The 24,889-nt window shown below is 53.7% G+C and carries 37 protein-coding genes; all 37 read right to left on the reverse strand.

Annotated elements, in window-relative coordinates; translation table 11 throughout:
• Position 1 precedes the first annotated feature (1 nt).
• The gene (locus IM317_RS16440) at positions 2 to 3,490 is read right to left on the reverse strand and encodes a tape measure protein (RefSeq protein WP_193362490.1); all 3,489 of its coding nucleotides are present in this window, start codon (positions 3,488 to 3,490) and stop codon (positions 2 to 4) included.
• A 61-nt stretch (positions 3,491 to 3,551) separates the two neighbouring features.
• The gene (locus tag IM317_RS16445; protein WP_193362491.1) at positions 3,552 to 4,235 is read right to left on the reverse strand and encodes a DUF6246 family protein; all 684 of its coding nucleotides are present in this window, start codon (positions 4,233 to 4,235) and stop codon (positions 3,552 to 3,554) included.
• A gap of 58 nt (positions 4,236 to 4,293) precedes the next feature.
• A complete protein-coding gene (locus IM317_RS16450; protein ID WP_193362492.1) occupies positions 4,294 to 5,055 on the reverse strand; it encodes an Ig-like domain-containing protein in 762 nt (253 codons plus the stop codon).
• A 58-nt stretch (positions 5,056 to 5,113) separates the two neighbouring features.
• On the reverse strand, positions 5,114 to 5,497 hold the full coding sequence (locus tag IM317_RS16455; RefSeq protein WP_193362493.1) for a hypothetical protein: 384 nt from the start codon (positions 5,495 to 5,497) through the stop codon (positions 5,114 to 5,116).
• On the reverse strand, positions 5,494 to 5,862 hold the full coding sequence (locus tag IM317_RS16460) for a hypothetical protein (protein WP_032671069.1): 369 nt from the start codon (positions 5,860 to 5,862) through the stop codon (positions 5,494 to 5,496). Before IM317_RS16460 ends, IM317_RS16455 begins: the two co-directional genes overlap by 4 nt.
• A gap of 2 nt (positions 5,863 to 5,864) precedes the next feature.
• On the reverse strand, positions 5,865 to 6,224 hold the full coding sequence (locus IM317_RS16465; protein WP_193362494.1) for a hypothetical protein: 360 nt from the start codon (positions 6,222 to 6,224) through the stop codon (positions 5,865 to 5,867).
• Positions 6,224 to 6,397 carry a hypothetical protein gene (locus IM317_RS16470; protein WP_006820518.1) on the reverse strand — a complete coding sequence of 58 codons (174 nt, stop codon included), beginning with the start codon at positions 6,395 to 6,397 and terminating at the stop codon, positions 6,224 to 6,226. Before IM317_RS16470 ends, IM317_RS16465 begins: the two co-directional genes overlap by 1 nt.
• Positions 6,397 to 6,777: a hypothetical protein gene (locus tag IM317_RS16475; protein ID WP_193362495.1), complete on the reverse strand. Its 381-nt coding sequence runs from the start codon at positions 6,775 to 6,777 to the stop codon at positions 6,397 to 6,399. The genes IM317_RS16470 and IM317_RS16475 overlap by 1 nt, the downstream gene beginning before the upstream one ends.
• 2 nt (positions 6,778 to 6,779) lie before the next feature.
• Positions 6,780 to 7,067 carry a hypothetical protein gene (locus IM317_RS16480; protein ID WP_193362496.1) on the reverse strand — a complete coding sequence of 96 codons (288 nt, stop codon included), beginning with the start codon at positions 7,065 to 7,067 and terminating at the stop codon, positions 6,780 to 6,782.
• Between the two features lie 39 nt (positions 7,068 to 7,106).
• Positions 7,107 to 8,138, reverse strand: a complete 1,032-nt coding sequence (locus IM317_RS16485) for a major capsid protein (protein WP_193362497.1) — start codon at positions 8,136 to 8,138, stop codon at positions 7,107 to 7,109.
• A gap of 11 nt (positions 8,139 to 8,149) precedes the next feature.
• On the reverse strand, positions 8,150 to 8,584 hold the full coding sequence (locus IM317_RS16490; protein WP_047633508.1) for a hypothetical protein: 435 nt from the start codon (positions 8,582 to 8,584) through the stop codon (positions 8,150 to 8,152).
• Positions 8,584 to 9,966 (reverse strand): DUF2213 domain-containing protein, encoded by a 1,383-nt coding sequence (locus IM317_RS16495; protein ID WP_193362498.1) that lies wholly within the window; start codon positions 9,964 to 9,966, stop codon positions 8,584 to 8,586. The genes IM317_RS16490 and IM317_RS16495 overlap by 1 nt, the downstream gene beginning before the upstream one ends.
• Positions 9,967 to 9,981: 15 nt before the next feature.
• Positions 9,982 to 10,974, reverse strand: a complete 993-nt coding sequence (locus IM317_RS16500; protein WP_370650853.1) for a phage minor head protein — start codon at positions 10,972 to 10,974, stop codon at positions 9,982 to 9,984.
• Complete coding sequence (locus IM317_RS16505) at positions 10,910 to 12,151, reverse strand: anti-CBASS protein Acb1 family protein (RefSeq protein ID WP_227010937.1); 1,242 nt, start codon at positions 12,149 to 12,151, stop codon at positions 10,910 to 10,912. The genes IM317_RS16500 and IM317_RS16505 overlap by 65 nt, the downstream gene beginning before the upstream one ends.
• Before the next feature lie 221 nt (positions 12,152 to 12,372).
• Positions 12,373 to 13,941, reverse strand: a complete 1,569-nt coding sequence (locus IM317_RS16510) for a terminase (RefSeq protein WP_126802476.1) — start codon at positions 13,939 to 13,941, stop codon at positions 12,373 to 12,375.
• Complete coding sequence (locus IM317_RS16515) at positions 13,938 to 14,426, reverse strand: DUF2280 domain-containing protein (protein ID WP_126327761.1); 489 nt, start codon at positions 14,424 to 14,426, stop codon at positions 13,938 to 13,940. The genes IM317_RS16510 and IM317_RS16515 overlap by 4 nt, the downstream gene beginning before the upstream one ends.
• A 31-nt stretch (positions 14,427 to 14,457) precedes the next feature.
• Positions 14,458 to 15,096, reverse strand: a complete 639-nt coding sequence (locus IM317_RS16520) for a putative metallopeptidase (protein WP_126327760.1) — start codon at positions 15,094 to 15,096, stop codon at positions 14,458 to 14,460.
• A 166-nt stretch (positions 15,097 to 15,262) separates the two neighbouring features.
• Positions 15,263 to 15,481: a hypothetical protein gene (locus IM317_RS16525; protein ID WP_126327758.1), complete on the reverse strand. Its 219-nt coding sequence runs from the start codon at positions 15,479 to 15,481 to the stop codon at positions 15,263 to 15,265.
• 93 nt (positions 15,482 to 15,574) lie between these two features.
• Entirely contained in the window at positions 15,575 to 15,766 is a 192-nt protein-coding gene (locus IM317_RS16530; protein WP_126327757.1) for a hypothetical protein, read from the reverse strand.
• A gap of 112 nt (positions 15,767 to 15,878) precedes the next feature.
• Positions 15,879 to 16,403 (reverse strand): Rha family transcriptional regulator, encoded by a 525-nt coding sequence (locus tag IM317_RS16535; RefSeq protein WP_090138278.1) that lies wholly within the window; start codon positions 16,401 to 16,403, stop codon positions 15,879 to 15,881.
• Positions 16,404 to 16,568: 165 nt separating this feature from the next.
• Positions 16,569 to 17,120, reverse strand: a complete 552-nt coding sequence (locus IM317_RS16540; protein WP_075202197.1) for a hypothetical protein — start codon at positions 17,118 to 17,120, stop codon at positions 16,569 to 16,571.
• Positions 17,117 to 17,560: a lysozyme gene (locus tag IM317_RS16545; RefSeq protein WP_193362499.1), complete on the reverse strand. Its 444-nt coding sequence runs from the start codon at positions 17,558 to 17,560 to the stop codon at positions 17,117 to 17,119. Before IM317_RS16545 ends, IM317_RS16540 begins: the two co-directional genes overlap by 4 nt.
• The gene (locus IM317_RS16550) at positions 17,544 to 17,885 is read right to left on the reverse strand and encodes a phage holin, lambda family (RefSeq protein WP_023311421.1); all 342 of its coding nucleotides are present in this window, start codon (positions 17,883 to 17,885) and stop codon (positions 17,544 to 17,546) included. The genes IM317_RS16545 and IM317_RS16550 overlap by 17 nt, the downstream gene beginning before the upstream one ends.
• Positions 17,886 to 17,988: 103 nt before the next feature.
• Complete coding sequence (locus IM317_RS16555) at positions 17,989 to 18,612, reverse strand: hypothetical protein (protein ID WP_052697505.1); 624 nt, start codon at positions 18,610 to 18,612, stop codon at positions 17,989 to 17,991.
• A gap of 335 nt (positions 18,613 to 18,947) precedes the next feature.
• Positions 18,948 to 19,637, reverse strand: a complete 690-nt coding sequence (locus IM317_RS16560) for a bacteriophage antitermination protein Q (RefSeq protein WP_172421332.1) — start codon at positions 19,635 to 19,637, stop codon at positions 18,948 to 18,950.
• Positions 19,634 to 19,750 (reverse strand): hypothetical protein, encoded by a 117-nt coding sequence (locus IM317_RS16565; RefSeq protein WP_154816981.1) that lies wholly within the window; start codon positions 19,748 to 19,750, stop codon positions 19,634 to 19,636. Before IM317_RS16565 ends, IM317_RS16560 begins: the two co-directional genes overlap by 4 nt.
• Positions 19,747 to 20,106 (reverse strand): RusA family crossover junction endodeoxyribonuclease, encoded by a 360-nt coding sequence (locus IM317_RS16570; protein ID WP_032665721.1) that lies wholly within the window; start codon positions 20,104 to 20,106, stop codon positions 19,747 to 19,749. The genes IM317_RS16565 and IM317_RS16570 overlap by 4 nt, the downstream gene beginning before the upstream one ends.
• Positions 20,103 to 20,387 carry a hypothetical protein gene (locus tag IM317_RS16575; protein ID WP_000048136.1) on the reverse strand — a complete coding sequence of 95 codons (285 nt, stop codon included), beginning with the start codon at positions 20,385 to 20,387 and terminating at the stop codon, positions 20,103 to 20,105. The genes IM317_RS16570 and IM317_RS16575 overlap by 4 nt, the downstream gene beginning before the upstream one ends.
• Positions 20,380 to 21,048, reverse strand: a complete 669-nt coding sequence (locus tag IM317_RS16580) for a serine/threonine protein phosphatase (RefSeq protein ID WP_054829860.1) — start codon at positions 21,046 to 21,048, stop codon at positions 20,380 to 20,382. Before IM317_RS16580 ends, IM317_RS16575 begins: the two co-directional genes overlap by 8 nt.
• Complete coding sequence (locus tag IM317_RS16585) at positions 21,045 to 21,215, reverse strand: NinE family protein (protein WP_193362500.1); 171 nt, start codon at positions 21,213 to 21,215, stop codon at positions 21,045 to 21,047. The genes IM317_RS16580 and IM317_RS16585 overlap by 4 nt, the downstream gene beginning before the upstream one ends.
• Positions 21,215 to 21,652 (reverse strand): recombination protein NinB, encoded by a 438-nt coding sequence (locus IM317_RS16590; protein ID WP_032180568.1) that lies wholly within the window; start codon positions 21,650 to 21,652, stop codon positions 21,215 to 21,217. Before IM317_RS16590 ends, IM317_RS16585 begins: the two co-directional genes overlap by 1 nt.
• 212 nt (positions 21,653 to 21,864) lie before the next feature.
• Positions 21,865 to 22,725 carry a hypothetical protein gene (locus IM317_RS16595; protein WP_172421327.1) on the reverse strand — a complete coding sequence of 287 codons (861 nt, stop codon included), beginning with the start codon at positions 22,723 to 22,725 and terminating at the stop codon, positions 21,865 to 21,867.
• Positions 22,725 to 23,399: a DUF551 domain-containing protein gene (locus IM317_RS16600; RefSeq protein WP_227010931.1), complete on the reverse strand. Its 675-nt coding sequence runs from the start codon at positions 23,397 to 23,399 to the stop codon at positions 22,725 to 22,727. The genes IM317_RS16595 and IM317_RS16600 overlap by 1 nt, the downstream gene beginning before the upstream one ends.
• Positions 23,396 to 23,857 carry an ead/Ea22-like family protein gene (locus IM317_RS23985; protein WP_227010932.1) on the reverse strand — a complete coding sequence of 154 codons (462 nt, stop codon included), beginning with the start codon at positions 23,855 to 23,857 and terminating at the stop codon, positions 23,396 to 23,398. Before IM317_RS23985 ends, IM317_RS16600 begins: the two co-directional genes overlap by 4 nt.
• Positions 23,854 to 24,075 (reverse strand): hypothetical protein, encoded by a 222-nt coding sequence (locus tag IM317_RS16610; RefSeq protein ID WP_172421324.1) that lies wholly within the window; start codon positions 24,073 to 24,075, stop codon positions 23,854 to 23,856. The genes IM317_RS23985 and IM317_RS16610 overlap by 4 nt, the downstream gene beginning before the upstream one ends.
• Positions 24,072 to 24,593: a hypothetical protein gene (locus IM317_RS16615; RefSeq protein ID WP_193362501.1), complete on the reverse strand. Its 522-nt coding sequence runs from the start codon at positions 24,591 to 24,593 to the stop codon at positions 24,072 to 24,074. The genes IM317_RS16610 and IM317_RS16615 overlap by 4 nt, the downstream gene beginning before the upstream one ends.
• Positions 24,590 to 24,889: a protein ren gene (locus tag IM317_RS16620; RefSeq protein WP_193362515.1), complete on the reverse strand. Its 300-nt coding sequence runs from the start codon at positions 24,887 to 24,889 to the stop codon at positions 24,590 to 24,592. The genes IM317_RS16615 and IM317_RS16620 overlap by 4 nt, the downstream gene beginning before the upstream one ends.

Here is a 24,889-nt window from a genome sequence, read left to right on the forward strand (position 1 = left end):
GTTATCCCCTTGCTTTGCGTGGTGCCTGGTGATTTTGCTGGATAGCCTGTCCGATGCGCCCACCCTGGCTGATATCGGCAACAATCATATCGATCGTCACTCCATTGCCGTTCTGGGTCGCCTGCGCATCGACAGTTGCACCGGTATAGTTCTGAATGTTGATAGTGACAGGCACAGAACTACCGCCGGCACCGGAATTCATCTGCTTGTTGCTGATGACTTTTCCGTTGTCGCCAGGGATCATGTACTGGCTACCATTCGACGCCTGGTAGATTTCAGGCATACCGCCCTCACCCACCTGATACGTACGTCCAGCCGATACCGGGCCGCCGTTCTTACGCTTGCCAGCAATACCACCAGCCATCGCCATAGCCGCAATAAGGGCAGCAATACCGATAGCCGCAGCACCACCGAATGAACCGATTGAGGCAACGGCCGCCGCTGGGGTCCAGACAGCCATCGTGGTAGTAGCCGCCGCAGTGCTTGCCGCAGTGGTTGTCGCTAAACCAGCAGTTTGCGCCGCAGTAGTTGTGGCAATGGCTGAGGTTTGTGCAGCAGCACCCATCACGGCAGATTTAACCCAGTCGACGCCCATCTGAACGAAGCCGTTAATCAGGCTATTCAGGGCGTTGCTGGCGAGAGATTGCATTGCCTCCTGCGCCGACATGCTCCCGGTGATGATGCCGGTTAAGGCATTGGATGCATTGCCTGCGAGAGAGTCAAAGCTCGCGGCCAGCAACTCATTTCCCATACTCTGGTTGCGGAAAATCTCCCACTGGGCAGCGATGCGAGCCTGCTCATACTGCGTGTCAGTTGCAGCACGCAATGCCATGGCGTTCTGGTGAGTAATCAGCCCCTGCTGCTCGTATGACTGAATAAGCGCGAGTTTCTTTGCGTTTTCGTTAGCCAGCTGCTGAACAGGGTCAACTCCGCCGACCGCTTCCTGCTGTGGCGTCACTGCCTGTTGAGCCTGGATTTTCGCAAGGTTGGCCTGGTGGGTTGCTTCCAGTCTCTCAGATGTCTGATTGAACTGCTCCTGACTGATTTTCTTCGCAGACAGAGCGGTATTTAGATCCTCAACATCCTGCTTATAGCTGGCGTTTTCGCGCGCTTCTGGTAGAAGCTTCTCGGCTGCGGCCTGCGCTTTCAGTGCGTTGGCCGTATCCCATTTTGCTGCAGCATACTGGCGGGCCTCTGCGATCTGGGCCTGAGTCGCGCCTTTCCCAAGAGATTGCTCGGCATTAAGCATGGCCTGCTCTCTACTGAGTTCTTGAGTTGACCCGGCCGCCAGTTCTGCTTGCTGCTTCAGGTTCGCCAGCTTCTGGGCAACAGATTCAGCAGAAGACGCTGATTTTTTCCCCTGCTGCTCACTCTCTTGTTGAGCTTTTTTCCTGGCTTCTTCTGACTTCTCTAAATCATAATTTTCAGCAGCCAGCCTGCCAGCTGCAGAGATTTGATTCTGATTGTCAGTGACTTTGGCAGCCTGCATCCTGGCTTTGGCTATCGCCCGCGCTCTCTCATCCTGAATTTTAAGTAATTCATTCTGCTCTTCCAGAGTAGCGATAACTTTATCGCCCTCCTTGGTCGCGGGAGATATCTGCAGCGCTTTGGGGTCGAAGCTTTTTCCAGCCTGATTAGCTCGGTTTATTTCATCAGCTGTCTCTCCAAAGGCTTTCGCTACGGCACCCTGAACCTGCTCAAGAGACCAAGATTTTTCGATGAGTTGATCATGAACTCCCATCGCCGTGAGCATGTTGTTCGTGAGCGTGCGAGTCGCCTCTGAGGCGGTTTCTTCTGTTCGGGATAATTTATCTTTAGCGGCCTCAAGGTCTCGCGTCTTACGAGCCAGTTCATCAGACACTTCCGCCTGTTGGCGGGCGAAGTCTGTACCTTGCCCCATAGATTCAGCAACCTTCTGGGCAGCCGGGGTAAAGTTCTGGTATCTGTCTCTCAGCGAGTCAACTTCACTTTGCAGATCCGCAACAGCCTCTTTCTGAGCTCGAATAGAATTATTGGCATCTGCAATAGCCCCACGCAGCTGAGTATTGGACATTGCATTCATGGCGGCATTGAGCTTATCCAGCCCATCGGCAAATGCGATTGCCTCCTCTTTTGCCTGCTGGGCTTTCTGCCAGAAATAGAAGATGGCTCCGGCAGCAAGCATAGCCGCCCCCGCTGGACCACCTATAAGAGCAAGTGCACCACGGGCCATTCCGATACCAATTGACGCCGCACGAGCAGCAGTCGCTGCGCGGGCAGAAGCCGCAGCCTGGGCAGTTTCAGCCTCAGCAAGGGCAAGAGATGCGGTAGTAGCCCGAGTTTTCGCGGCCACAAGAGCATCCATTGCCAGCATCTCTGCAGCGCTACCTTTTGCCACGTTATACTCAGCCTGGGCCAGCGCGAGAGAAGATAGAGCAGCCTCTTTATCAGCAAGAGCCTTACGCTGAACAGAATTAGCAGCAACCAAAGCAGCCTGTGCCGTCTGATTGTCTGCTACGACCTGCTGACGAGATGCTGCGATATCTGCAATTTTCGCAGAGGTGGCCATGGTCAGAGCGCCGACATATCGCGCGCCCATAACACCTGCAACAATGGTCAGAGTAGCGCTGAGAACGTCCAGGTTTTCACTGAGTGTAATAACTGAATCACTGAATATTTTGACGCCAGTTTTTACAGTGGCATTCTCGCCAAAGAACTTCGTGATGTTGTTGTTGGCAATTTCAAGAGACTGGCTGATCGTTGCAGTAGTTTTAGCGAACTCCTGTCCAATTTTATCGCCCTGAGAAAGCAACCCATTCACGATCACATCAGTGGTTAACTTGCCCTCTGCAGCCATGTTTCTGAGCGCCCCAATGCTGACATTCATAGAGTCAGCAAGAGCAATCATGAGCCGGTTACCCTGCTCGTTCACAGAGTTAAATTCATCACCTCTTAAAGCTCCGGACGCCAGCCCCTGAGCAAGCTGAATGATTGCGTTGCTTGCCTCCTCGGCTGTTGACCCTGAGACCACGAAGCCCTGGTTAATAATGGTTGTCAGCCTGGTAATGTCCTCAACACTGACACCATAACTCCGTGTTGATCGCTCGAGACGTGCATAGAGAGTGGCCGTGGCATCGAGACCTGAACGAGTCTTTTGAGAGATATCAAAAACACGCTCGGTGACATCAGCCAAGGTCTCAAAAGGAGGTACGGAATCCCTGACGGCGTTTGCCAGTTTATTACTCAGGTCCTGCCATGCCTGGGCATATGCGCCAACCTGCTGGACAGAAAGAGCTGCTATGAGCGCTTTCGCGACGCCAGTTAAGCTGGACATAGTGCCTTCAATCGAGGACAGGGATCGCTCAGTGCGGTTTAATCCCGCCTCAAGACGACCCATGCTACCGTTGAGCCCATTCAACGCGGCATCAATATCCCGGCGTCCCTGAAGGATCCCGGCGGTGTCCATGTCAACTTCATAAACAATCGTTCCAGCGCTGACAGTACCATCCATAATCTAATCTCCGGGCAATAAAAAACCCCGCCGGTGCGAGGTTTTTTGGGTGTGATTTTATTTAGGTGGCCCGTTTCGCCCGGGCTAATCGTTTTTCTTTCTTCGCCAGATAGTCATCTGCGACTGCGTCGTACTCGTCTTTTGTGAAGCCTTTCTGGTCCGGATATTTGGCGGCGATTAAGAGCTGAAATTCCGTCATGGATAATTGCTCTGCTTCCGCCCGGCTCATGCCGAAGTGATTACGTGCCGCGCTGATGTACTCGAAGGCATTAAATTCGGTTGTGGTTTCGCCACTCTCATGGCGCTGCAACTTGCGAACCTTTGCCTTTCCGATGATGCCGTGAGTAATCAGAGACTGAGCAATAACCACCATATCGAACTCGTCCATTTCGCCGCGACGCATCTTGAATGGACGCCCACCAATACGCGCTGGTCGCAACTCACCGATCAGCACAGAAATATCATCATCACAGCAAGCCTCCAGGACTGTTCCGGCAGCCAGCATCGCCGCCCGACCGTAGGTTGAATCTTTGATGTGCTGAACGATCCACTCAGGTATATGTCCGTATGACGTCATTGCCCTTTCCAGAAGGGCTGAGACTTCATCGTGATGGAGAGCATAAAAAGCAGCAACTATCTCACCCGGGTCGCCAATTCTGGTCATATTGGCGAACGAAGGTCTGAAGAAGAAATCCCGATCGCCGCAAGTGATCAGCAGTTCACCAATCTCTTTCATGGGTGTCATGTTATCTATCCTTAGCCAGCATTATATGGGCTTCAACTGGAAGCCCCGGTAATGGTGACTAAACGGTTACAGTGACAGCAAAGACCGCGGTGAATGAGCCGTCAGTGGTGGTGACGGTGATGTTCGCAGTGCCCGCCGTCGCGCCAGACGGAGCGTTGACCGTCACGGTGTTTCCGCTGATTGTCGCTGTGGCACGCGCCGGCACAGACGAAGTAACCGTGTAGGTTTTATCGGTTGCATCACTTGGTGCCACATTGACGGTAAAGGTTGTCGAGCCGCCGGCCGCAACAGATGCACTGGTAGGCGTGACGCTGACGCCAGTAGCGGGCACTTCATCATCGGTGTCAATAATCTGTATAGTGTCAGCAGCAGCCACTTTGAATTCAGTGGAAAATGTGACGATATCATTACTTCCGCCATCTGAGCTGAGCGCATTAATCAGCATGTAGCCGATGAAGGTGATCGGCCCGAACTCCATACGTACCCACAGTGTCGGCTGGCGGGCAGCCTGGATTTCAGTATTGAAATATTTGATCAGGCGCCCGACACCGTATTGGTCGAGTTTATCGTTACGTCGCACCTCACCCTCAAATGAAATGGTGAAGTCGGCATTCGTCACGATATTTTCGACATACCCTTTGGTATCGTCGGCGTCCGAAGTAACGCTGTTCGGCGAGAAATCGAAGCCTTTGCTGGTTCCGGCGGCCAGCGCCTTCCAGTCCTGTTCATCCGGTAACTCATCGGCACAACCATCTGCAACTTCCAGCACGATAGCGCGACCAAACAGCTTTGTATTGTCCGTAGGGCAATTTGCTGCCATGGGGGAACTCCTCTCTGTAAATAAAAAAGGCCGCCGAATGGCAGCCTGTTGATTTTGCTTACTCCCCGTAGAGGCAAGCGAATTGAAGTCGAAACACGATCCTTCCCTCTTCGGTTAATACTGGCGGCGGGATGCCCCCCATATTCTCGATATGGCCGACACAGCTATCACTGATGGGATTGTCCTGGACGTAATCAACGATATGCTGAACAGCATCCAGTGCGGCCTTACGCTTATCTTTCGCGCCGATGACATCAACCAGAACGTGATACTCCGATCCAAGCTGATTACGGATATTAGCCCCACCGTTTGGCCTGAAGACCATAATCGCCTTCGACAGGTCTTTCGGGTCGTCGTACATCAGTTGCTGAACGGTGAAGCCAGCCGTTAGTCCTGCATTAACGAACAGGTTTCGGACCCGCTCGTACATCATGGGCGTCATAGCGAGAGCTCCTTACGAACAACATCATCAATAGCTCCGCGCTCTTCCTCAAAACCAGCAGTGAGGAATTCTTTTTTAGCAGTTGAACGACGGAAAATCTGTGGGTTGGCCGGGTCATGAACATAAACGGCATAGTTGGTCGAGTAACCAACCCTGCCTGTGATTACAGCTCCGTCAGTTACGATTTCGCGAAACTGGCTATTCAAAAGTGCTGAGGTATCGATCGGCGTGTAAAGTGCCGCTCTAGCCGCCCCAAGAATCATCGCAGACTGGAGCGCTCGAATGATTTTCCTACCCTGAATATCATTCAGAATTCTGTCAATATTGCGCTCAACACGTGCCGCGCCACGAATTTTTATGCCCATAATTACACTCTGCTTGAGGCCGTTATAATGGCGTAATCATCCGTCAGTCGCTCGAACGTATCGGCGTAACGGATAACCTGACGCACCTCGTCAGCACCTGCCGCAACCGGGTTTGCTTCATTCGATACGCCAATCATGATGTAATCACCAGCGGCCGCCAACGCGAACTCCGTCCAGACAGTGTTCTTCACGACGATTTCAGCGCCCAGGCTGGCTAACTTCTTGCTGAGCCCGCCCTCGTAATCGCAGAGGATTTGCTCAGGTTCGGAATAGCCCAGCGGATCGCCGTATTCGTCATTTCCTTCCAGCTTTCGCCAGATGGTCGCCGTCGCGGTGTAAGACCAGTTCGCTACCGATGACATCAGCCCTCCTTCCAGCGCAGCACCTTCGCGCCGGTCGCCCGGATGCGCGGGCAGTTGATGAACCACTCTCCGTCCGATTTCACATAGCCGGTAGTCTCCCGCCCGGTGTCGGTCATCACCCAGACGCGGGTGAATGAGCGCGGCAGGCCGTGCTTAACTGATTTGTACGTCATCAGCAGCCTCCGACCACCATGAACAGGCCGACGCTGTTACCGGCGCTGATCGGTAGCTCGCCGGTGCAGCCGCTGGTATCAAGCCGGGCCAGCGAGTCGCGCAGCCAGGTAATGCTGTCATCGCCATATTCAAATGAACGGGAGGCGCCAGACGGCGCCCCCTGCGATTTGATGCGGCGCGCGCCTGACGACGTAGCCATAAGCGCGGCGGCATACATCAGGATCAGCTTCGCGGTGCAGTCGTCATACCCAGAACCATCGAGGCACGGGATAATCTTGTTCACCGCACAGAGGACCGGCTCCAGCAAGGCGCCCGGGATGGAATAACCCAATTCACCGAGGTATGCCTGCACTTCTGCCGCTGTGATTGGGTCAGCCATGGTTATTTCGCCTTTTTCTTCAGCTCGTCGATTTGCTTCTGAGCCTCGTCGAGGTCAGCCTGCAGCTTAGCGTTGTCAGCGGTCAGCGACTCCACTTTGCTATTGGCCTCGTCGAGGTCAGCCTGCAGCTTTTGAACGTCGGCGGGTGTCGCCACTTCCAGGACCTGGTCGCTGACCTGGATAGCTTTTCCTGCCAGCCACAGTGGAAGAGTCTCGCCTTTGTAGACTTCACCCTTTTTCAGCTCGTGGCTGTCGTGGGTGAGCAGCCATTTTTGTTCTTTACCAGCCATACGGCCTCCGTAAAAAAGATGGGGCCTGAGCCCCATGAGTTATGCTTTGGTCAGCTGGGCGTAACCGGCCTGGCCATTCGCGTCGTGTTTGAACTGCGGCGCCGCAGCAGCCAGTACTGAGAAGACATAATCGTCTTCCGGATTCTGGCGAGCTTTCGGGCGCATGGTCATCGGCATGCCGTTGAGGATCTGCACGACGTCAGGGCGCTTAACCACGCCCAGCAGTTCGTTTTGCGGTACCTTCGAACCCGGAACCAGCGCCGCAACACCAGGGATTTCCATGATGCGGGACAGGATGGTCTTCGGATAGTTTGCCGCGTAGTCGTTCACAGACGCGTAGAACCAGTCTTTGTAGTTCACATAGATGGTTACCGGGCCGTAGAAATTCTTGGACTGCAGCAGACCAATCAGCGCGGAAATTGCGCCGACCCACTGAGCGCCGGTAGCGCCGTTCAGGTCAAGACCATGCGTGCCGGTTGCGCGGTTTGGCGCAGTGCGCAGGCCGTAAATGGTCGCGCCCCCGACGTTGATGTTTGGATCGCCGTTCAGCACCATGTCTTCCAGCTTCTCAGCCACTTTGCGCTGATGGTTGGAGATGGCGTCGCTGTCCAGAGAGTAGCCTTCAGTCTGCGCTGCCAGCATCTGCCGCCAGCCAAAAGTCAGCTCACTGTCGATGATAGGCAGTGGCGTACCTTCGTAATCCATGACAGGCTGATCGCCCTTCGCCTTGCCGCGGCCATCCAGGCTGATGTTTACATCACCGGAATCTGACAGAGTCATGAAGTAGTGAACGATCTTACCGAGTGCCATCGGGCGGGAAACGCTGGCGGCCAGGTCGTTAAACACTGACAGCACGTCGCGCTGAACGGTAATCGCAGAGCGGTCCCATTCGCCCCAGACATCTTTCGGCAGCACAGAGGCGTTACCGACGAGATCATCAAACGCAATGAACTGACCGCCAGCTTCGTTGACTGCAAAGCCATGCTGTGCAGCCATATTGCGCTGCATCATGTCCCAGCGACGGCGGGCATTGAGAATCAGCTTCTGCTGCTGTGGAGTAAACTTTAACATTCTTGTTTTCCTTATGCCTTGGCGTACGGAGTGGAGAGGATCACCACGTCGGCGAAACCTTCCGCCGCCAGAGTGCGCCCTGCTTTTTCGTCGAACGTTGCGACTACCTGGTTGCCGGTTGCAGCCGCTTTGAATACGCCGCCGGTACCGATGGTCAGCTCCTGACCTACCGTATAGGCCGCTGCAGCCAGGCGAACGTTGTATTCCTGCTCACCTTCAACGCGGTACGCCACGCCGGTTTCATTGGCTGCGTATGCGGTGGTGATTGCCTGTCCGATGAAACGACGGTTGCCGAGGATGAGCCAGCGGCCGGTAGTATCAGCGGCTGCTGCCAACTTGCCTGATGCAATCTTCACTGCCACGCCTGGATTAAGCGCCGCAGCAACTGGCAGGTTGATGGTTTCCGGCTCACGCTCGACCGGGCCACGATAGATGACGTTAGCCATTATTTTTTCTCCTGATCGATGCCAGCGTTGAGGTCGTAGTCTTTCCACTGGTCGTTTTCAGAGTTGACCAACTGGAATGATGGGTTCAGCGGAGTGCTGGTCTGGCACTGTGAGTACATGTCGTTCAGCGCTTCGCCGGAAAGCGAGTTGATCGCTGCTTCGGTCATGAACGAGAATTTCGCTTTAACCGCGTCACGTTTGGTTTTCAGGTCGCTCTCAGCATTCGCCTGCAGTTGGGTTTCCAGCTTGCCAAGCTTTTCATTCAGCGGGGTAAGCGCCGCATTAACAGCCGCAGTGATCACATCAGAGTTAATCTGAGCCTGGCCCGGGCCGCCGCCATCTTTCTTCTGCATCTGCTGGTTGTAGGCATCCCAGACCTGATCGTCGGTCAGCCCCTCGGTTTTAACGCCTGCGGCATTGAGCGCGGCGATCATCTTCTCTTTCATCGGGTTTGTTTCTCCGTTGGTTTTGACTTCGTACTCAGTTGGTTTGCGCACGACTTCTACAGGCTCGCCGACCAGCGTCACTTCGCTGTCATCGATGAGATATTTTTGCTGGAAGAGTTTGTTGCCCTCTTCGTAGATGAATTTGTCCGGCCAGACTGTCACTACGTAGCGATAGACATCACTGCCGGATTGCGCGCGGATAGCCTCGCGCAGCATCTGGTAGATTTCGTCGAATGAGGCGTCGGAGTTGTGGGCGAAGAAGAACTTCACCTTGTTCAGCAGGCCGTCTTTCATGCTGTTTGCAGCATCGATGAGGCTCGTCGCTTCAACATCAGCCTCTTGTCCGTCAGCGTTGACGAACATGCCGACGCCTTCATCCGGAGTTCCGGCGCCAGGCTCATCAAGCAGGATCGCGATGTGGTCGAACTGCATGTTGTGAGCGACCCAGGAGTATTTCTTCTGCTTCGACTCCCCGGCCTTTTGCTCTTTGTTCAGCAGCAGACCGGTAGAGACATGAATCGGGTCGGCGTTATTGCCGGAAATCATTTCGTCCAGGCGCTGAATGAGGCGCTTACCGTCAGGTTTGGTGTCTGCCACGGCCTTATTGACGTAAACGTCCATCACGACTTTGTCGTTGGCCTTGCTGACGTTCTGAGCCCATGCCCCGGCGTAGTAATCGTTGACCGCCTGCGGGTCGTTGGCGCTGACGTATTTGCCGTTCACCATCGGGTGGCCGATCGGCATTAACTTGCGCTCCATCGTCTGGTAGCTGTTGTTAATCTCCTCCGCCGGGTACAGCCCACCATTCATCACGATGTCATCGACGATCGGGACCGCACCACGAATGACGTAGTGTTCCTGGCCGTTGATGGTGGTCGTTGAGATGTTGGAGGCGTTGATGGCGAGGGATTTAACGTGGATGCTGGATAGCTTCACGTTGCGTCCTCTGGTTTAGGCCGCTTTAGGCCACTGTTTGCGTTCTTTCGCCAGCTTATCAGCCAGCCCTTCGTTGAAAATGCTGCCGTCGTCGTTGAGCAGCACCGGAATCTGGCTGCAGTAGCAGTGGTATTTGTTACCATCTACTGCATACCAGTCGCGCACCTCTTGCACGGTTCTGACCTTTCCATGCCAGAATGCGTGCGTTGTCCTGGTGGTAGGCTTCAGCGCAGAAAGATGGAGAAGACCAGTATTCAGCCCGAGCCTCTCGGAAGCCCAGTCCGTCTCATTCCATTGGGCTTCGCGCAGCGCGCCGACCTGCTCGGTCTGAGCGATGTTCTTCGCCTTCGACATCGACACATCAAGGCGCTTGCTGATGACGCTGGCCGTCTCGCGAGGGTTTACCCCGCGCGCTACCGCATCGGTGATGATGTTGGTCAGGTCGCCACGGGCTGTATCGCTGATGACCTTCCAGTCGCTGAACGTTGTCAGCCTGGCGGCTGCTATCTGGTTTTGATAACCGGGACTGCTTAAAAGCTGCTGAAGCGTTGTCTGGCTGGCGTACACCTGCGACTGCTGCGAGAGATTATTGAATGCCTCCAGCGTGCCGCGCTGCGCTTCGGCGACGACGTAATCCATCGCCCAGAGGTTTTGCTCGCCACCTTCAAGCAGGTAATCATCCAGAATCGACTGCACCGCTTCCAGCAAATCAGCCAGTTCCTGCGCCGACATGTCGTAGATGAACTTGCCAGCGTTAACCTGGTAGAGCCGCATATCCGCGCCGTTATCGTGGCACAGGAAATGCCAGTTATGGCTGTTTCCTTCTCGCTCTCTCCCGGTCAGGCGCTGGTCAAACAGGGCTTTCAGCGCCACCTTTATCGCGTAATACCGATCCTCAATGTCGCGTCCCATCCTGCTTACGGACTTTCTCGACATCGTGGGATCAACTTTCGACCGTGGTATCACCGGACTTTTCGGCTTCTGACTGAGGGTCGGCCAGAGGATCAGGTTTTGGTTTGTTGCCATCAGGCGGAACCTCATCATCAAGCTCAGGTAGTGGTTGCAGTTCACCAGCTGCGCGGATCTCGTTCTCTTCGATAGCCGAACGGCCAAACGCGTTTGTCGACTTAACGGCCACGTCTGCGAGTTTGTCCATGTTGGCAATCTTCTCTGCCTGGCTTGGTGCCAGCAGATCAGACCAGCCTACGGTGATTTCTTCATTCTGAGCCGGTGGAATAATGCCAAGCGTCCAGAATCGCGAAACCACATCGTTGATCACGTCGGTAAGAAAGCCTTTCCGGCGGCTCATCCTGGTGCGCCCCCAGCCTTTGGCATCCTCGGTGCTGGCGCGCTCACCCGTCTGCATCCCAACGAGCTCTTTCACAGGGATAGGAACGGTCGCGCAGAACTCGCTCAGCGCGGTACGCCAGGTCGGCTCTGGGTCAGCAGCTGCAACACTCAACACCTCAGCGGTACCAGCCTGCATAAAGCTGGCGCTGTCAGTGCTGTCGTTAAGGCGACGGACCTGCTGATCAAGCGCTTCAGCAAGCTGCCCCTCAGCAACACCAAGGGCTTTGGCAAGTGCGGAGAAGTTCGTCTTCTCACTGAACGAGTAGTTGAGCTGGCGACTGGCGTTTTTCAGGAAGCCCTCAGACGCGCCACCGCTAACCTTCTCGATGTCCAGCAGCTTGTTGAAGCCAGCCTCAAGCAGCGACTTGCCCGACGTCATCACGCCATCATCAGATCCCTCGGCCAGGATGATTACGCGATCTGGGTGGACGTTGATGATTCGGCCCGGGCGGGCGTCATGGTTTCCGTCAACTGGCAGCTCTGTGAACGAGTACATCGTCACTTCGCCGAATGTTTCACTGTCAGGGTTATCATCCCAGTTAACCGGGTCGATTTGCGCTTCCCATGCAGGAATTAGCTTAACGAGTGCCTTTTCCTGAAGCCTGCCTACGATGGTGGTGTCAACAGGTTCAGACCACTTCTTGCTGTCCTTAATCTGAAGAAGAATCGCCGAGTAACGGCCAACCAGATTTCGGCGGTCAGCGCCTTTAATCTGCTCCCAGCAGCGCTTCAGGAGCTTGTTGACGCGCTTGTCCCACTCTGTTTGCTTCGATGCGTCCTTTGTCTGGTCGCCTTCGTAGACATCAGGGTAGTCTTCCCAGCACCCGTCTAGCATGCGCGTCACAGCGGCACCAGCCACCGCATTACGCCGGTACGCCCGGTAGAAGTCATCAAACGTGAGTTGCAGCGGGTAACCGAACTCCTGATAGAGTCTCTGGCGTTTGGTATTACTGGTGCCGTTAAACAGCATTGATAGGTTTTTATTCCGCTCCCTCTCAACACTGGAGTTACTGGCGCGCTGTTGTTTCATTTCGCTTTCGGTCACGATGTCCTCCGTCAGCGCGATCGCACCAACATGCCGGTGATTTTTTGTGGTGAATGCAGTACGCGATAACGTGTTCCATCCCAGTCGTGGTCTTCCTGCTGGGTGTCGACGTCATCGGGGTTTTTATCGTCACGAACCAGCACCGGAATGCGGCTTATCCAGCCACGGCAATAGTCAAAAACGTAGAATGCTGGCTTCTCAGGCATGCCTGATTCCTGCTTCACGCCTTCAACCACCGCTTCGAGCATATCCGCAAAAAGAGATGCGCCATTGATACGGGAGCCAGGCTTCTTATCAGCTGGCAACCAGGTAACGCCCTGCGCTTCCATCTTCTGAGCTATCGATAACTCGTTATCGCCGGTGTTGAATATCGCCCCGTCAGCTGGTCCTGGGATCACTTCGCTACAGATGCCCGGCATAATGTGAAGCTGGCCCTGCGTGACACCGTCGATTTGAATCTCTTCCGGCTCGTCGACGTCTTCGCCCACCAGTCGCTTGTCAATCCACGCCACGCCTTTAGCGACGTTGGTGGATGACATATTCAGGCCTTTGTTCAGCTCGTCAGGCGGGCAGCCGTACCATTCTCCGATCAGGATTATCGAACCTGCAGGCGGGCAGAATTGTCGACCATCAGGCAACTCGGCGGCGGTGCCATCGGCCTGTGCCCACCAGAGGTTAGAGAACGGCTTCGACTCGCCCCAGTCGTGAGAGCGGTCGACGGTCCAACTATCAGGTATGCGGAACGGCTTAATGACGTGCAGCGCTTCATTCCACAGGTGGTCAAAGCGTCCGCCACTGGTCACATCCCATGATCCCTCTACCCACGCTTTGCGTCGGTTCGGGTCTTTGATGGCCATCAGGGTAGCGATGTACTGCGGGTCGAGGTAAGGGTTCTCTTTAAACGATCCGTGAATGGCCACGCGGGTAAGAGTCACATCCTCTTCGCGCTCAGTCTGCGGGTTGAAAACCTTCTGCGTTTCTCGAATGATGGTGCCGCGCGGTGCTGGCTCAATGAAGCGTTTCTTCACCCAGGTATGACCAATGCCAAACGGGTTGGTCGTGCTAAATGTCTCCAGTGGGATTGGCTTCAGCATGCTACCGTCAGGCAGAGGGTAGTTTTCTGGCCGGAACGACGAGCGACGACAGGAGAACATCATTTCGTAGAACTCGGCAGATTGCTGTTTTGTAAGTTCGTTAAAGCCGATAAACGGGAACTCCTGTCCGTGATAGTCCCAGTAGTCGCTCTCTTCTTTCCCGAAGCGGAAAAGCAGCTCCTCTCCGGTCGGCCAAACCCAGCGCAATTCACTAGCGGATGCAAGATAGCGAGCCCCGTCGTTAAACAGGCGATACATACGCTTTGACTGCGTGATGATATCGGTTAGGTTTTTATATTCTGTATCGAAAATGACGCCACGCCAGAACGAACCATACCCAAGGCCAACGAGGCGACGGAAGCGAGCCAGTTGCGCGGCTGTTTTTCCAGGTCCGCGCGTCCCCTCGTAAAGGATTTCGTTACACGGGCAACTCAGTGACAGTGATTGCGAGCCAGGCAGTGGCTTCCATACTGCTTTGTAATTCATCCACCTAATACCTCGCCCTGCTGTTTCTGCGCCGCTTTTTCCCAGTCATCCACGTTGTCGCATGACGGAACCGGCATTACGTTATGTGTGGCGATGACATTTTGCTCCACCTTCTGCTTATTGGTGTAGACGTCACCTACTTCCTTCGCTGCCTGCTCCATAAGTGCGGCAGTGAGCGCCATGTTTTTCATCCCTTCTGCTCTCGTAGCCATGCGATCAAGAACGCGCAGGCGATATGCTTTGTTCGCGATAGGGATTTCGGCTATTTCGGTTTGAAAACGGGTCCTTGTCGCATTGAATAGCGCAACCCATTTTTTCGCCAGGCCGCGACCGCTAACCTTCGTCGGATCGTGCGTCTCAACTTGCTGCGGGGTGATCTTTATGCCGAATTCTTTCTGGACGGAGTCGACCACAATCGATGGAGTGTCAAAGCATGCAAGCTGTTGAATGATGAAGGCTTTCACTTCCGGTTTTAACGCAGCCATAAATCACCATTCGTCCAGAACAATCCAAAAGTTAAGCCAACTTCAGCATGCACGTCCCGCATGACCTGGCTATATCGATGTGAGCCACTTCTGCTGGCGCATTGGCCGCATCAACGAGCTCCTGCACTTCTTTGCTGGCACCGTATCGACGTACGACACCAGTGAATTCTTCGACGTCGTGGCCGCGCAGTGTTAGCACCGGCTGCCCGGTCTCTTTGTTGAACTTAGGCGCGCCGAAATCATCGGTGGCCTGGGCGATGTGGTAAAGCTCATGCTCTACCAGCGCGCAGAACTCTAGGTCACTGCATTGTGAGCAGTAGTCAGCTGCCAGCGTGATGATGAACTTCGGGATGCGTCCGAACCATTCATGCATCTGCTGTTCCATTCTGGCTTTCTGCCAGCCACCGGCGCGCAGCATTACCTGCTCGGCCTGACCGAGCACTAAACGCCCTTTCTTCGCGAACGAATCGGACGCCCACATGACGCACAAGTCAGCATCAATCAGGTGTTCGTGGTCAGGGTTATGGATGCTTCCGATATCGCTGAGGATTTGCCGGCTTATCCAATCATGCACTTCGTGGGCGGGTATTAACCTGGTGTATGGCTGCCAGTTGTCGGAGTCGATGAAGTTTACTGGCGGGTATGGCCTGCGCTCGTCATCGTTAACCATGGGTTACTCCGTTTTGTATTTTACCGGGTCCGCCTTCACCTTCTGGCTGATGCCGCGCTTTACGATGAAATCAGCAACCTTTCTGTAATCCGGTTCGCAACGCATCATCATGCAGAACAGTGTCAGCGTCCTGAGATAGACAGGAACCCACCACCTGCTCTTGATTTCAACTGACAGTCTGCACGTCGCCATTGGTTTCTTCCTCTTCCGGTACTGGCGAGAACTGCACGCGCTTCACATCAACAGGCGCGAAATACAGCCACTCGCCCGTCTCTGTCGCCAGCGGCACAAATCCATTAACCAACTCAGGCTGACGTCGCGACATCTTGCCAGTGAAGGTTTCGCCTGTTTGGGTGGTTAAAGTGATTTGGTAGATGTCGGACATTGAGAACCTCTTTATCCGCTTATGGGAATATTGCCATTACGATAGGGATACTCATTGTGATGGCAACAAAAAACCGCCCGAAGGCGGTTTGTTTCATGCTTTTGGAAGAGGCATCCAGCGCTTAACTTCAAAGTGAGAGTGGCTAACGGTGCCTACAAACCCAAAAAGCGCTTCTTTAGGTTCTCCGAAAGGATCAAAACACCCAACTGCAACACCTTTATCAGTGTCTAAAATGACCATTTCAAAGCCTTTTGGTTTTTGATCTTCAACATTGATCCATTCCATGTATATCTCCTCTTTTCGTATGGAGATAACAAGATATCAATGGAATCAACTTTAACAAAATTTGTACTGCATTATCGAAGCCCCTCAGTGAAGGGCTCCTGTAATGCCGCGATCAGCCAATAAGTAATTCCGGCTGCGTTACCTGCATGATGTGCTCATGCTCGAGCTCCAGAACGCGCTTCTCTTTCTTCCGCTCATTCATCAACCGGCTGCCGATCGTGCCTTTCAGCTTTGAGCGCGTTTCTTTAATGGCGTAGCGGTGCTGCATTTCTTCACCCATCGCCATGCGGCGGCTAAGTTGTTCGGCCATCCAGTTAAAGGCGGCGATGTATTGCTCTTTAATCGCGGTCGCCGTCTTTCCAGTGAAACCCATTACAAGCATCATCCAGCCATCTTTCGTGATGTTGTACATCAGGCGCATCTCGCCTTTTTTATCGAGGTATTCAACGGGCTCAAAATTGAGCCGGTTAAAGTCAGGGGAGCAATCAGACTCCAGCCGCTTGATAGTGCGAAGAACGTTTTTATGCGCCTTGCCGAAATAGCGGGCGATCTTCATGGACGTTGTGATGACCTTTCCGTTGGATGGCAAAACCATTTCGCGGAAGTCGAAGGCCGGAATAACTGACGGATTATTCATAGCGTATACCTTTCTTTGAGATGAACCTTTGCCGCATAGGAAATCAGCCCGTCGAGGCTCGCCAGCACTAACTGACTTCCTCAAAGGCTCATTTCAAAGGGTATGGTTCGACGTGGGTTGAATGCGCTGCGGTGCGCGGTGAAATTCGGGCATAAAAAAGCCCCGCTATTGCGAGGCTCTGGTTTTCTCTATTTCACGTATTCCAGCCAGCTGGTTATTCGCTTTTTCAATGGCTGCCAGTAGTGGCTTGATCCAGAGAACGGCCTGGCAATACGTCAGCGTGCCGGGGGTAGTGGCGCTATCACCGGCTGCGTCAGCGTTCCCGGAATCGGCGTGCATTGCGCTGGCACGTAAACTGTCCGCGTAGCTGAGCAGCCCACCAGCGACATCAGCAGGAACAGGCAGATCACAGGTTTTTTCACGGCGGAGGATCTCCCGATATTCGATAACAGTTTTATCGGAGCTGGCATCAATCAGTGAATTTAGTCGGCTGGCGCTTTCGGCCATTTGGTTAAACCGGTTGAAGCTGAAAGCCTGAGCAGCAATAACCGTCCCCTGCAGGGTGTTGTCACTGCGCAGAACGTCGTTTGCACTTTTCAGCGTAGCGACGTCAGATCGGCTGTTTGCCAGTAGGATACACAGCCCGGATACTACCGCAATGACGGCCACCAGTAGTATCAGACGCCATGAGGCTTTAATATCAGCAAGGGTAATCACGACATGAACAGAGCACGCTCCGCCTCACGCCGACGGGTTAGCCCAGTCAGGACTTTGCCACCGGCTTTATTCCAGCGCAGGAACTCTTCGGCAGCGCCAGTGTAATCACCAGCGTTAAGTTTGCGCAGAAGAGTCGATGTTGATAATGACCGGGCTCCGAGGTTATACGTGAACGACACCAGAGCATCGAACTGCCCTTGAGTCAGCCCCACCTTAACCAGGCGGGACACGTCGCTTTCGTAGCTGACCAGTCCGGTCTTCAGCAGACGTTCTGCTGTTTCCTGCTTAATCGTCATCCCGGCGCGGATTGGTTTCCCGTCGACAGGCTGAGTCCATCCATAGCCGATCGTCCAGACGCCGACGCTGTCCTGGTAGGCGGTGAGCTTGCAACCTTCGAACTGTTTGATCAGGGAAATGCCTTTATCACTGGTTTGCATCACCACCCCCAAAGCGAGAATTAAATACCCGGGAAGCCATAACCTTAACCTGCTCTACGCCAACAAATCCGAGCGCGCCGCCGATAGCAATCGACAGGGACTGTGGGAGGTTGAAGTAATCAAGGGCTGACACAGCAGTAAGGGTCAGAGCCCCACAGATCGCCCCCTCAAGGAGCATTTTCTTCCACCCGCCACCGCCGTAAGCGATTCGCAATGCGGCCATGGCAACCGATAGCAATACGGCACCCATCGGCGTTTCGCCACGCCACCAACTGTGGAGTAGTTCGATAAACTCCGTCCAGGAGTGGGGATCGTTATGCATTTTCATAGTCTCTAACCTCCGGCTTAAAAGCGGGGGCTGTGTGTTTAAAAGGAGTCAGGCCCTCGGGACGATTTAACAAGAAGGCATGTCGAGGATGGTTCCCGGGACCTTAATATTTACCTCTAAGAGGTGCATTTTGATTTTGGCAGGCCTGCTGGCTCACTTTGAGTGACTCAATCTTCTTGATGAGTCCGCTGTAGAGAAATGGGTGCAACTGATCGCATAGGCTCTTATAGCCTCGTGCAAGACTCATTTTTTCATTAAACCAAGCCAGATGGGCAAGGTAAGGATCATGAAACATACCTAGGTGCTTGTTCTTACCATTAACCTTTATACCGGCCTGAAACTTTGTAGAACCTTTTTTAAGGCAAACACCAATAGGATAATCGCCCCTCATGGCATCCCCAGAAGTAACGAAGCTATTGAGCGCTTGCGGGATAAAGATGCAGGTTTTACCGGAATAAACTTTGTTTCCCGGGAAAAGAAGGTCCTTATCAAGCTCGAATCCTGGAAGATAATTCTCGTCGTAGAACTTTTTAAATGCACTAAAGAGATGCCACTCTTCATCAACCACGCACCCATCATAGCTAGGCCTGTAAGAACTACCTTTCCCATAGCATCTCTTGAGCATCCCATGCCAAACTCTAAATGCTCTTATTTTCTTCCCACCCACAAAAACAGGATGCACATCTAGCTTACCGACTCCGAAAATAAGACTTCCTTTTGGTTTCATGGTTACGTTTGCCTTCTTTGAGATGAACCTTTGTCGCATAGGAAATCAGCCCGTCGAGGCTCGCCAGCACTAACTGACTTCCTCAAAGGCTCATTTCAAAGGGTATGGTTCGACGTGGGTTGAATGCGCTGCGGTGCGCGAAAAAAAAGCCAGCGACAGGCTGGCAATGTGAGGGTAAGGCAATGCCGGCTCTCTGGCCGAAGGGTCCCAGGCAGTGGGTTCTGTGTGCGGCGTACCGCAAATAAAAAAGCCCCGCACGATGGCGAGGCTGTTAATTTTTTGTCGACCTACGAAGCTATGGCGACGATATCAGATTTACATGAAATATATGCGTTTCAGTTCGGTTTTGCAAGAGTTGCGTGTGAATTTGTCGCCTTTTGTTGTGAACGTGATCGCGTTACTGAGATAAGCGCACCGCTATCGAGTCGCTTAAAGCTGTTACGCATAGCCATCCAGTGAGGCAGATAGGTTTCTGTCCAAGTGGATTTCGCAACGCCAGCCAGTTCTGCCAGCGCCTGATATTCGTACGTCTCACGCCCTGCCAGATCCGCTTTGACGTCCTGCGCCGCCAGCCAGATAAGCTTTTTCAGACGCTCCATCGTCTTGCCGGCCACCCTCTTCGCGCCGAGCTGCTCCCGGAACTCTGCCCACGCCCACTGGGTTATCGCCACCTGGTACTCGAACCGGATATTCTCGCTGTAGTTCCAAAGCAGCCATGCCTTCTGGTGGTCTTCCAGCGACAGGACGGCGCGGCGCCAGGATGCGGTTACGAACTCAACCGGGCCAACCAGCGCGATGGATGAACCCTTAGCGCGGGACTGGCTGCCACTCATCGCCGGTCCATCAGGGTTAACTTTGCGGCCGGTGACCGGATCGGTGATTTTCTTTCGGCCCCGGCTGCGCGCCGTCGCAGTGAACTGCGCGTTCTCGGCGAAAGCTACCAGCTGCCCTTTCGTCGCCCCGCTCAGATCTGCGGTCGCCACAATGAGCTGCTGACGTACGTATTCCAGTTGCTGACTGTTCATGCGGCTTCCTTTTGTGGCTGGTTGGTTTTGGTCTGGCTGTGCTTTGCTACTGGCGGCATGTTGGCGCGCTTAACGCTATCAACCTGGTATCGGGTTATCTCGTCTCTGGTCACGGCGCGCACTCCCCAATAATGATCTGCCCCTTCTCTCCCCAGACCTTTGTGATGCGGCAATCCCAGATGTGAGCATCATCCTCATAAAGCGCATCCATCAGGGCTTTCAGCATGTTGTCGCAGTCTGGCTTGGCCTGGTGGGGCTTCCCGGCGAACTCCGCTCGTTTCTTCTTACTCCAGCTTGGTGGCATTGGTAGGACGAATGTCACATGTGATCCGTATTCAGGCATGGTCAGCTTGCGCAGGCGGACCTCATCGCAAAAAGCGCGATAACGCATTACAGGTGGACGCTGCTTCCACTTATCCGCGCGGGTCATGCGAGGCTTGCCGATTGGTGTGATGTCGTAGATTTTCATGCAGGCACCACCAAGCCACGACGGGCAATCTGAATAATGGTCAGGACGATGGCGCGATCCATTAACTGGCGGCGCTCGTCACGGCTAAGCCCCTTCCCGTTATCAATCTCTGAATGGCAGGTGACACAGATAGCGGCGGTGGCGCAGTCGTCTGTCTTCATGCCAATTCCCTTACCTTCATTGCGGTGTGCTACCTGTACGCCCCACGCTCCGCAAAGGACGCATTGCTCAATCTGGCCGACTGCGGCGAGCCACTTCTTGCTGCGGTAGGTTTTACTCATGGTCACCACCTTGCACCTGAACCAGCGTGAGGTTTCCGCAAAACACCGCTCCTGTGTCGATGTACATCTGGTTGGCATACTTCAGGGGCTGGCGCGCAGGGGTGTGGCCGAAGATAAACAGATCAGCACCGGCTATCGGCGAGACGATGCCGCCCTGAGCGTCGCTAACCCGCTCACGATTCCAGATGACCATGTCTTTCGGGACCGGCTTCTCGAACGCATATTCGTTATGCGGGTAGTCAGCGTGGCAAATTACGATTTTCCGATCGGAGGTAACCAGCTCGATGATGAGTGGTAACTCAGCTGCCTTGTGAACCAGAGCCTTAGCCAGCACCTCTTTGTCATAGTCGAGATTGAAGAACCAACCGCCACCGTTTACCAGCCAGTGATTGACGTTTCCATGCTCTGAAAGCCCATCAACCATCATCTGCTCATGGTTACCGCGCACTGCCCTGAACCACGGCATAGTAATCAGATCCAGGCACTCGACGTTTTCCGCGCCGCGGTCAACAAGGTCACCAACCGAGATCAGCAAATCACGCGCAGGGTCGAACGAAACCTTTTCGAGCTCATTCATCAGCAGCGTGTAGCACCCATGCAGATCGCCGACGACGAAGATATTGCGCCAGTCAGCGCCATTAATTCGTTGATACATGCTCATGCTGATTTTCTCCTCGCTGCCAGGCGCAGCCATTTCTGATCGACGAGACGGGCGGTGTAGCCCTTGAGGGTTGGGATTTCAGATGGCTTGAGTTCCGGCTTGCGCTTGCGGCGAGTCCGGACCCGGTAGATTTCGTTGGTGATGATGCGATCGAGAGGGCTAGCCATTACGCAACCCTCCCGAAGTAATCACCTGAGTAGCGAACTTCACGGAGTTGCACGCCGTTTTGCACAGCAAATGCCTGGCTGTATTCGATGAGACTGGTCATGCGACGGATGCCCATCTTCGCAGTGCTTTCCCGGATGGCGCAGAACTCCCCTTCCAGACCCGGCACCACTTCACCAGGCTTACCGGTGGCAATGGCATGGCCTGAGACATACAGGACTTTCCATGAAGCGAGGTCGCGCGACTTGCCAGCCCATTGCAATTGCTTCGCTGTATCGCCACAGAGAGCGTGGAAGAGGTCGTTTTGGGCGAGAGTGCGGTCAGCCTCAGAAAACTTCACCACGAGCGGCAGAGCGTCGTTAACAGGCAGCTTCCTGATGTAGTCGATGAGGTTATCGCGAACGCGTTCGTCGCGGAGGTAGAAAACAGGCTGTTTCATACGCCACCTCCGAGAGGTAACGCAGAATACAGAAAATCGCAGGTGCATTTCTGCATCTGTGACAAGGTGATACGTTCAAGTTGTGGTCGCATTTAAGTCCCCTTAAATGCGCAGAAGTCACCAACGGGTGTTCAGGCCATCAGCACAGATAGTATGGACGGTTGATTCAACAAAATCAACGCGAGAAAAAGGCCTCCGGAGAGGCCTGGATGTTACTGCTGGCTGCGCTTTACCGGCTCAATAATTTCAAATCTAATTCCTTCCCAAGTAAATGCTGTGGCCCCACGCAAATGCTTTTTCACATCCAAATCGGTTCCGCTGCGCATCCTGCGCCTGTGCGAGGAAACCCAGTGCAATATGGGTGAGTGTCTTCCCGTCCGTGTGAGTGGCGTACTCATCGCGTAAAATAGGGATTTAATATGCTCCTTAGTAATGCCAAAACCAATTTCTTTCCCTTCGGCTTTAGCAATTACGCACCAGTCTTCAAAAATCTCGTCCATCGACTGTAAGTGCATGGCTGTAATAAGGGTTTGACGATTGACGGGATGGTTTACGTCTAACATATCGTCATCATGAAAATCCCAATCAATATCACCGCGCTTGTCAGTTGGGCGAAAAATGTAACCATTCTTCATTCTGGTAAGGCAGTTATGAAGCACGCCATCTTTTGTTAGGGTTAGATAAAAAATCTCATTCCTTACCTCACCATCCTGAAGGATATTCAGTGTAGTTTTTAGAGCTTCACCACCACCCGTGCGAATAATATTTTTTGGCAGTTGGTTTACAAACTCAACCGATGTTAAACCAAGCGCATCGCACCCGGGAACATATGAAATAGTAGATGAGAACCGTTTCGCTGGCTTAGCTAAGCTTACGCCATTTAAGATGAACTCTCCTTCATCGTAAGGGATATAAACCCTGTTGGAAATTGCCTTCTTGAATGACTCCATGCCATTTGAATTTTCTTTTGACGAGCCTTTCCTGCCAGAGATTCCGCAATAAGTACCCGAGGTAATCATAAGCAATGATGCTATCAGCCTTTCCTCAAACTCATCTTTAGTCCATAAATCCATCACCTCACCTCCTGCTGCGGTGCTGCTGGCAGTGGCATCCAGTGGGTGACTAATATGTGTTCGATGCAGCATGCGGCAGCTACGTCAATCCTGTCGAAAAACAGCCCTGAATGCTCATCAAAGAACGATACAAAGCAATGGCCCATCTTGTTTCTGGTGAGAACCTCCTGCTCGTCCTCAGGCATCCGCTCACTGCAAGCCACCCAACCATCCGGAATCACCGGAGAGTTGCCATCGGCACCCTGAAGCATGGCGGCGCGGCAGGCTACCCACACCTCCCATCTTGCTTGTGTTGCCTTATCAGCGTATCCAATACCGTATTTGTGCAGGTTAAATCCATGGTCTGATTTACGCTCAGAAGCTTCGAACAGAAGGCGTAATGCGTCGAAATCAGGCGCGGATACCGGCGCTGGCGGGGCTGTGTAGAGATCCCCAACAGTCCGCTCCATCGCCTCTCCTAAATCGCGATATGCTGGCGTTGATATAATGCTGCTATCCTTCAGATCATCAGCCATAACAAACGCCACAGCCTCCGCTTCGAGCGATGACAGCGCGATACGCAGGGCTTCAAGCGTGTTGCTGTCATCTTCGTCCAGGCCGAACGGTATTTCATCTCGCATGCTTTCGTGCTGGCTAATGGCCTTCTGCAGCCATTCTTTGGTAATAGTGCTCATGATGCCTCTCCTTTACCGGCTGCAGCGCGGTCGATCCGTTCAATTTCAGCCAGAATAAGTGCGCCAGCTTTCACAAGGTCACGACGCGGCCCAGATTGCTTCCACCAATCAGGAGCCCACGGCCAATGCGCTGGCGTTGAGAAGCCTTGATTGTGTGCGTTAATCGCATAGCAAGCTGCAGCATCTGCCAGCTCACTGTTTTGATAGGCGTCGTCATGCTCCGATGTCCAACCCTCAACAGCCCTCTGCCGCTGACGCTCTGATATCACATCCAGAAGTGCAGGATTGAACGCCAGCACCTCCAGCTCCGCAATACGCTTGTCTTTGGCTTCCAGCTCATCCAGCAGCGCCTCTGCCGCGATGTAAATAACTTGGCGCTCTCTGTCTGCCGGGTCGCTGTAGCACTCCTGCATCATCTTGAACTCTTCACGCAGCTTCTGTTTGTCGATGTTGCTCATTGGGCGGCTCCGGGCTTGCGAGTTAATTGATTGATGTAGCGCTGCAATTGATTCCAGATACCTACATGAACGTTGTGGGCATCCACGCAGATGTTGTGAATTTCCACATCCTTAACTCCCTGCACGCCGACCATGCCGACTTCATTAAGTTCATGCATTTTTGAAGCGCTGACACGCTGAGCCTTGCGCATACGGTTTACTATTTTGCGATGTGTCATGACTGCACTCCTTTGCGAAGCTGGGCGGCGAAGTCACCGCAAATAGTTGCCGCTGCATCAAGGCCGACCTGTTCGTCCTGATAGCAATTAACAATTGCATTGCTAATTTTCAGGCAAACTTCATCTACTGCGGCGGCCCGCACTTCAGCCAGGAAAGCGTCGGTGGCTGGGGTTTCGATTTCTGGCTTGGCATATACCGGCCAGCAATCAGTTCCATCGGAGTTTTTGTGTCCTGCCTCGTCATGAACATCAAGATATTCACCGCATGGGAGCGGGTCTTCCCAGGTTGGTGGAATAGCGTGCCAGGATAGATATGCTTGAGGCTTATCAAACGCACCCTTCAGCCCCGCATTCTCCGCAGCCAACGCCGCGCATCTGGCTTCACCTTCAGCCACGCCAGCCTGGTACGCTTCGAACATGTGCTGCGTCATCTCGTACACAAAGCTTCTGTCGTCTTCCATCGCTGGCGAGCAGCCGTTGTTGTTCTTGGTAAACCACTCGATAAATTTCTGTTTCATACCCCTACCCTCCCCCAAACCATCAATACCCTTCTCATCGCCGGACTGTTCCGGCACTCCTGAAATATTCCGTTTGTGCAGCTGCGCGCGGTGCCGTCCTGCTCTTCCGGCGTCGCCAGGCGATAAGTCACCGTTCGCCAGACCTTGCTCACCCGGACAATCTTGCGGGCCCGCTCCAGATCGATCGCGCTCTTCGTGATGCAGTTGATGGTCATGCCGCACTCTGTGGCCACATCTTTCGCGGTGAAGGTCCGGTGCGTTTCGAGATAACGCAGAATTGCCTGTTTGCCTTTCAT

It is taken from the genome of Enterobacter cloacae complex sp. S3 (genome assembly GCF_014930495.1).
Taxonomy (GTDB): Bacteria; Pseudomonadota; Gammaproteobacteria; order Enterobacterales; family Enterobacteriaceae; genus Enterobacter; species Enterobacter asburiae_B.